The sequence below is a fragment of the Pseudomonas sp. NPDC088414 genome (genome assembly GCF_044753325.1).
Classification (GTDB): domain Bacteria; phylum Pseudomonadota; class Gammaproteobacteria; order Pseudomonadales; family Pseudomonadaceae; genus Aquipseudomonas.
The window spans coordinates 58,110-64,404 of the sequence record NZ_JBIVMY010000033.1; the positions used below are offsets into that span (position 1 = coordinate 58,110).

The 6,295-nt window shown below is 60.0% G+C and carries 5 protein-coding genes; 3 read left to right on the plus strand and 2 right to left on the minus strand.

What is annotated here, in order from left to right; all coding sequences use genetic code 11:
- The first annotated feature begins 19 nt into the window (after window positions 1-19).
- Window positions 20-1,375, plus strand: a complete 1,356-nt coding sequence (locus tag ACIP8I_RS22540) for a tryptophan--tRNA ligase (RefSeq protein WP_400764064.1) — start codon at window positions 20-22, stop codon at window positions 1,373-1,375.
- A gap of 90 nt (window positions 1,376-1,465) precedes the next feature.
- Entirely contained in the window at window positions 1,466-2,560 is a 1,095-nt protein-coding gene (zapE, locus tag ACIP8I_RS22545) for a cell division protein ZapE (RefSeq protein ID WP_123587820.1), read from the plus strand.
- 194 nt (window positions 2,561-2,754) lie between these two features.
- Here zapE and ACIP8I_RS22550 read toward each other — a convergent pair whose 3' ends face one another.
- Window positions 2,755-3,651 (minus strand): GlxA family transcriptional regulator, encoded by an 897-nt coding sequence (locus ACIP8I_RS22550; protein WP_171061848.1) that lies wholly within the window; start codon window positions 3,649-3,651, stop codon window positions 2,755-2,757.
- A 250-nt stretch (window positions 3,652-3,901) separates the two neighbouring features.
- Here ACIP8I_RS22550 and ACIP8I_RS22555 point away from each other — a divergent pair, with 250 nt between their 5' ends.
- Complete coding sequence (locus ACIP8I_RS22555) at window positions 3,902-5,038, plus strand: acyl-CoA dehydrogenase family protein (RefSeq protein ID WP_003228064.1); 1,137 nt, start codon at window positions 3,902-3,904, stop codon at window positions 5,036-5,038.
- An 88-nt stretch (window positions 5,039-5,126) separates the two neighbouring features.
- On the opposite strand, the gene ACIP8I_RS22560 is transcribed toward ACIP8I_RS22555, so the two are convergent.
- Entirely contained in the window at window positions 5,127-6,167 is a 1,041-nt protein-coding gene (locus ACIP8I_RS22560; protein ID WP_400764068.1) for an NADP(H)-dependent aldo-keto reductase, read from the minus strand.
- Window positions 6,168-6,295 lie beyond the last annotated feature (128 nt).

A 6,295-nucleotide genomic window follows, 5' to 3' on the forward strand; every position in this document is an offset into this window, starting at 1 on the left:
GTCTGACAAGCGATTACCCATGACGAACCGTACCCGTATCCTCACCGGCATCACCACCACCGGCACGCCGCACCTGGGCAACTACGCCGGCGCCATCCGCCCGGCGATCCTCGCCAGCCGCGACAGCAATGCCGACTCGTTCTACTTCCTGGCCGACTACCACGCCCTGATCAAATGCGATGACCCGCTGCGCATCCAGCGCTCGCGTCTGGAAATCGCCGCGACCTGGCTGGCCGGTGGCCTCGATGTCGACCGTGTGACCTTCTATCGCCAGTCCGACATCCCGGAAATCCCGGAGCTGACCTGGCTGCTGACCTGCGTCGCCGCCAAGGGCCTGCTCAATCGGGCGCATGCCTACAAGGCCTCGGTGGACAAGAACGTCGAGAGCGGTGAAGACCCGGATGCCGGGATCACCATGGGTCTCTACAGCTACCCGGTGCTGATGGCGGCAGACATCCTGATGTTCAACGCGCACAAGGTGCCGGTCGGCCGCGACCAGATCCAGCACGTGGAAATGGCCCGTGACATCGGTCAGCGCTTCAACCACCTGTTCGGCCAGGGCAAAGAGTTCTTCACCATGCCCGAAGCGCTGATCGAGGAAAGTGTGGCGACGTTGCCAGGCCTCGACGGGCGCAAGATGTCGAAGAGCTACGACAACACCATCCCGCTGTTCTCCAGCGCCAAAGAGATGAAGGACGCGATCTCGCGGATCGTCACCGACTCCAAGGCGCCGGGTGAGGCGAAAGATCCGGACAACTCGCACCTGTTCACTCTGTTCCAGGCGTTCGCCACGCCGGCACAGGCTGACGAATTCCGCAGCGAACTGCTCGGCGGTCTGGGCTGGGGCGAGGCGAAGAATCGTCTGTTCCAGTTGCTCGACAACGAATTGGGCGAGTCCCGCGAGCGTTATCACCAGTTGATCGAGCGCCCGGCGGATCTGGAAGACATCCTGCAGCACGGCGCGAAAAAGGCCCGTGCGGTGGCGACGCCGTTCCTCAATGAACTGCGTGAAGCGGTCGGCCTGCGTTCGTTCGTCAATCAGGTGCAAGTGGCGGCGACCACCAAGAAGAAAGCCGCGAAAGCTGCACGCTTCGTCAGCTTCCGTGAAGACGACGGCAGTTTCCGCTTCCGTCTGCTGGCGGCCGATGGCGAGCAACTGCTGCTGTCGCGCAACTTTGCCGACGGCAAAACCGCCGGCCAGGTGACCAAGCAACTGCAAGCCGGTCAGGCGCTGGACATCCGCAATCAAGACCTGAGCTTCAGCGTGTGGCTGGAAGGCGAGTGCGTTGGCGACAGCCCGGCATTCGCCGATGCTGCTGCGCGGGACGCGGCTGCCGAAGCTCTGCGCGTTGCACTGACCCCGGTTCAGGACTAATCTGCGGCGCGGCCCGACCAAGGGCTGATTGCCATTCCTACGGGCCGTCGCTACAGTGACGGCCCGTTTTTGTTGCCTTGCTAACGAATTATGACGCCCCTAGAACGATACCAAGCTGATCTGAAACGCCCGGACTTCTTCCATGACGCCGCGCAGGAAACTGCCGTGCGTCATCTGCAGCGCCTGTACGACGATCTGATCGCGGCCGAGCAGAACAAGCCGGGTTTGCTGGGCAAGCTGTTTGGCAAGAAGGATCAGGCGCCGGTCAAGGGCCTGTACTTCTGGGGCGGCGTGGGTCGCGGCAAGACTTACCTGGTCGACACCTTCTTCGAAGCGCTGCCGTTCAAGGAAAAGACCCGCACTCACTTCCACCGCTTCATGAAGCGTGTGCACGAAGAGATGAAAACCCTCGGCGGCGAGAAAAACCCGCTGACCATCATCGCCAAGCGCTTTGCGGCCGAGTCGCGAGTGATCTGCTTCGATGAATTCTTCGTTTCGGACATCACCGATGCCATGATCCTCGGCACGCTGATGGAAGAGCTGTTCAAGAACGGCGTGACCCTGGTCGCGACCTCGAACATCGTTCCGGACGGCCTGTACAAGGACGGCCTGCAACGTGCGCGCTTCCTGCCGGCCATTGCGCTGATCAAGCAAAACACCGAAATCGTCAACGTCGACAGCGGCGTCGACTACCGTCTGCGCCACCTCGAACAAGCGGAGCTGTTCCACTACCCGCTGGACGAAGCCGCGCACGAAAGCCTGCGCAAGAGCTTCAAGGCACTGACACCGGAATGCACCGCAGCGGTCGAGAATGACGTGCTGATCATCGAAAACCGCGAAATCCGTGCGCTGCGCACCTGCGACGACGTGGCCTGGTTCGACTTCCGCGAACTGTGCGACGGCCCGCGCAGCCAGAACGATTACATCGAGCTGGGCAAGATCTTCCACGCCGTGCTGCTCAGCGGCGTCGAGCAGATGAGCGTCACCACCGACGACATCGCCCGGCGCTTCATCAACATGGTCGACGAGTTCTACGACCGTAACGTCAAGCTGATCATTTCTGCCGAAGTGGAGCTGAAAGACCTGTACACCGGCGGACGCCTGACGTTCGAATTCCAGCGTACGCTCAGCCGTCTGCTGGAGATGCAATCCCACGAATTCCTGTCGCGGGCGCACAAGCCTTAAACCGATTCGGCGTACAAAAAAGGGCCTGCGATTGCAGGCCCTTTCTTATGCGTGGAAGAAAATCTCTAATGCACTGCAATCCCTGTGGGAGCTGGCTTGCCAGCGATAGCGGTTTGTCAGAGAAATAGATATCACCTGACACGACGCCATCGCTGGCAAGCCAGCTCCCACAGGATTTGTATTTGCTCAGAGGTCTACGCAGCCTGCTGAAACTGCTGCCGATACTGGTTCGGCGACAGCTCCGTGTGCTGGCGGAACAGCCGCGCAAAGAAACTCGCATCGTCATAACCGACCTCATAACTGATGGTCTTGATGCTCTTGCGGCTGCCGGACAGCAAGCCCTTGGCGGTCTCGATGCGCAGGCGTTGCAGGTAGTGCAGCGGCTTGTCGCCAGTCGCGGTCTGGAAGCGGCGCATGAAGTTGCGGATGCTCATGCCGTGCTCGCGGGCCACGTCTTCAAAGCGGAACTTGTCGGCGAAATGCTCTTCGAGCCAGTGCTGGATCTGCAGGATGATCACGTCCTGGTGCAACTTCTGCCCGCCGAAACCGATACGTCCCGGCGAATAACTGCGCTGCACTTCATACAGAATGTCGCGGGCCACGGCTTGCGCCACGTTGGCGCCGCAGAAGCGTTCGATCAGGTAGATATAGAGGTCGCAGGCTGAAGTGGTGCCGCCGGCGCAATACAGGTTGTCGGCGTCGGTCAGGTGCTTGTCCTGATTGAGGTACACCTTGGGGAAGCGCTCGGCGAAGGCATTGAAGAAGCGCCAGTAGGTGGTCGCTTCCTTGCCATTGAGCAGGCCAGCCTCGGCCAGCCAGAACACCCCGGTGGCTTCGCCGCAGAGCACGGCACCGCGTGCGTGCTGCTCGCGCAGCCACGGCAGGATCTGTGGATAACGGCCGCACAGGGTTTCGAAATCGTCCCAGAACGCCGGGAGGATGATGACGTCGGCGTTTTCCAGGCCACCGTCCACCGGCATCATCACGTCACTGAAGCTGTTCACCGGTTTGCCGTCGGGGCTGACCAGGCGGGTTTCGAACGCCGGTGTCAGGCCGTGGCCCAGTTGTTTGCCGTAACGCAGGCTGGCCAGATGGAAAAAGTCCTTGGCCTGCATGAGAGTGGATGCGAAAACCCGGTCGATTGCCAGGATGCTGACGCGCCGCAAGGGCGTGGAGACTTGCTTGGACATAATTCAACTTTTGTTTTGTTTTTATAAGGGAAAGTGGTCACCAGACGGCTGGATCGTCTTATTTTTTGTCGGATGTGTCCAGTGTCCTGTGTCGGAGGTGAGGCTTAGTCTCTGAAGGTCATATCCCTCCAACAAGAATGAAAGGTGCCGCATGATCCCCAGAACCTTGTTCAGCTCCGAGCACGAATTGTTCCGCGACAGCGTACGAACCTTCCTCGAAAAAGAGGCCGTGCCGTTCCATGCGCAATGGGAGAAACAAGGCCACATCGACCGCAAGCTGTGGAACAAGGCAGGGGAGGCGGGGATGCTTTGCTCGCACCTGCCGGAAGAATACGGCGGCCTGGGCGCGGACTTTCTGTACAGCGCCGTGGTGATCGAAGAGGTCGGTCGCCTGGGGCTGACCGGTATCGGTTTCTCGCTGCATTCGGACATCGTCGCGCCATACATCCTGCATTACGGCAGCGAAGCGCTTAAGCACAAATACCTGCCAAAACTGGTCTCGGGCGAGATGGTCAGCGCGATTGCCATGACCGAGCCGGGTGCCGGCTCCGACCTGCAAGGAGTCAAGACCACCGCAGTGCTGGACGGCGATGAGTACGTGATCAACGGCTCCAAGACCTTCATCACCAACGGCTTCCTCGCTGATTTGGTGATCGTGGTCGCCAAGACCGACCCAAAGGCCGGCGCCAAGGGCACCAGCCTGTTTGTGGTGGAAGCGAATACGCCGGGTTTCGAGAAGGGCAAACGCCTGGAGAAGGTCGGAATGAAGGCCCAGGACACGTCGGAATTATTCTTCCAGGACGTGCGCGTTCCCAAGGAAAACCTGCTGGGTCAGGCCGGGGCAGGGTTTGCCTACCTGATGCAGGAATTGCCGCAGGAACGTCTCACGGTGGCGATTGGTGGTCTGGCCTCAGCCGAAGCTGCGCTGAAGTGGACGCTGGATTACACCCGTGATCGCAAGGCGTTCGGCAAGGCGATTGCCGACTTCCAGAACACCCGTTTCAAACTGGCGGAAATGGCCACGGAAATTCAGATCGGCCGGGTCTTTGTCGACAAGTGCCTGGAACTGCATCTGCAAGGCAAGCTGGATGTGCCGACGGCGGCGATGGCCAAATACTGGGGCACTGACCTGCAATGCAAAGTGCTCGACGAGTGCGTGCAGTTGCATGGCGGTTACGGCTTTATGTGGGAATACCCGGTGGCCCGGGCGTGGGCGGATGCGCGGGTGCAGCGGATCTATGCCGGCACCAATGAAATCATGAAGGAGATCATTGCGCGGTCGCTGTGAAAGGCTGAAAAGATCGCAGCCTGCGGTAGCTCCAACCCAGGATCGGTGTGAACCCTGTAGGAGCTGCCGAAGGCTGCGATCTTTTTACTTACGGCGCCGGGTTCGGATGATCCTTGTGAATCGCCTCGATCCCCGCCAGCACTTCATCGGAAAGTTTCAGATCAAAACTGGCAATGTTGCTGTCCAGTTGCGCAAGTGTCGTCGCGCCAATGATGTTGCTGGTGACGAACGGTTGCTGGGTGACGAACGCCAAAGCCATTTGCGCCGGGTCCAGACCGTGTTCACGGGCCAGCGCCACGTAACGGCTGCAGGCGGCTTCCGATTGCGCGTTGAAATAGCGGCTGAAGCGGCTGTAGAGGCTCAGGCGACCTTTCGGTGGGCGAGCGCCACCTTCGTACTTTCCGGACAGGAAACCGAACGCCAGCGGCGAGTAGGCGAGCAGGCCGCACTGTTCGCGGATGGCGATTTCCGCCAGGCCGATTTCAAAGCTGCGGTTGAGCAGGTTGTACGGGTTCTGGATCGACACCGCACGCGGCCAGCCACGGGCTTCGGCCAGAGCGAGGAAACGCATGGTGCCCCATGGCGTCTCGTTGGACAGACCGATGTGGCGTATCTTGCCGGCCTTCACTTGCTCGTCGAGCGCTTCGAGGGTGTCTTCGAGCGGCGTCAGGTTGGCTTCGATCTTGTGTTTGTAGCCCAGTTGGCCGAAGAAGTTGGTGCTGCGTTCCGGCCAGTGCAATTGATACAGGTCGATGTAATCGGTCTGCAGGCGCTCGAGACTGGCATCCACTGCGGCGGTGATGTGCTGGCGGTTATGGCGCAGGTTTTTGTCGCGGATGTAGTCGATGGTGTTGCCGGGGCCGGCGATCTTGCTGGCGAGGATCCACTCGGCACGATCACCACGGCTTTTGAAATAATTGCCGATGTAGCGCTCGGTGGTGGCGTAGGTTTCGGCTTTCGGCGGCACCGGGTACATCTCGGCGGTGTCGATGAAATTGATCCCGGCCTCTTTGGCCCGCTCGATCTGGGCGAAGGCTTCAGCTTCAGTGTTTTGCTCGCCCCAGGTCATGGTGCCGAGGCAGATTGCACTCACGTTGAGGTCGGTACGGCCTAGCTGGCGATAGTCCATCGGGTGCTCCTTGGGCAAAACAATCATAAAAGCAGGTTGAAAATTTTTTCGCAATCTGCATAATTGCCGACCTCTTTCTGCAGTGGAAGTGATGCGCCGCCGCCGAAGAATCTAGCCGTTGAACGGAC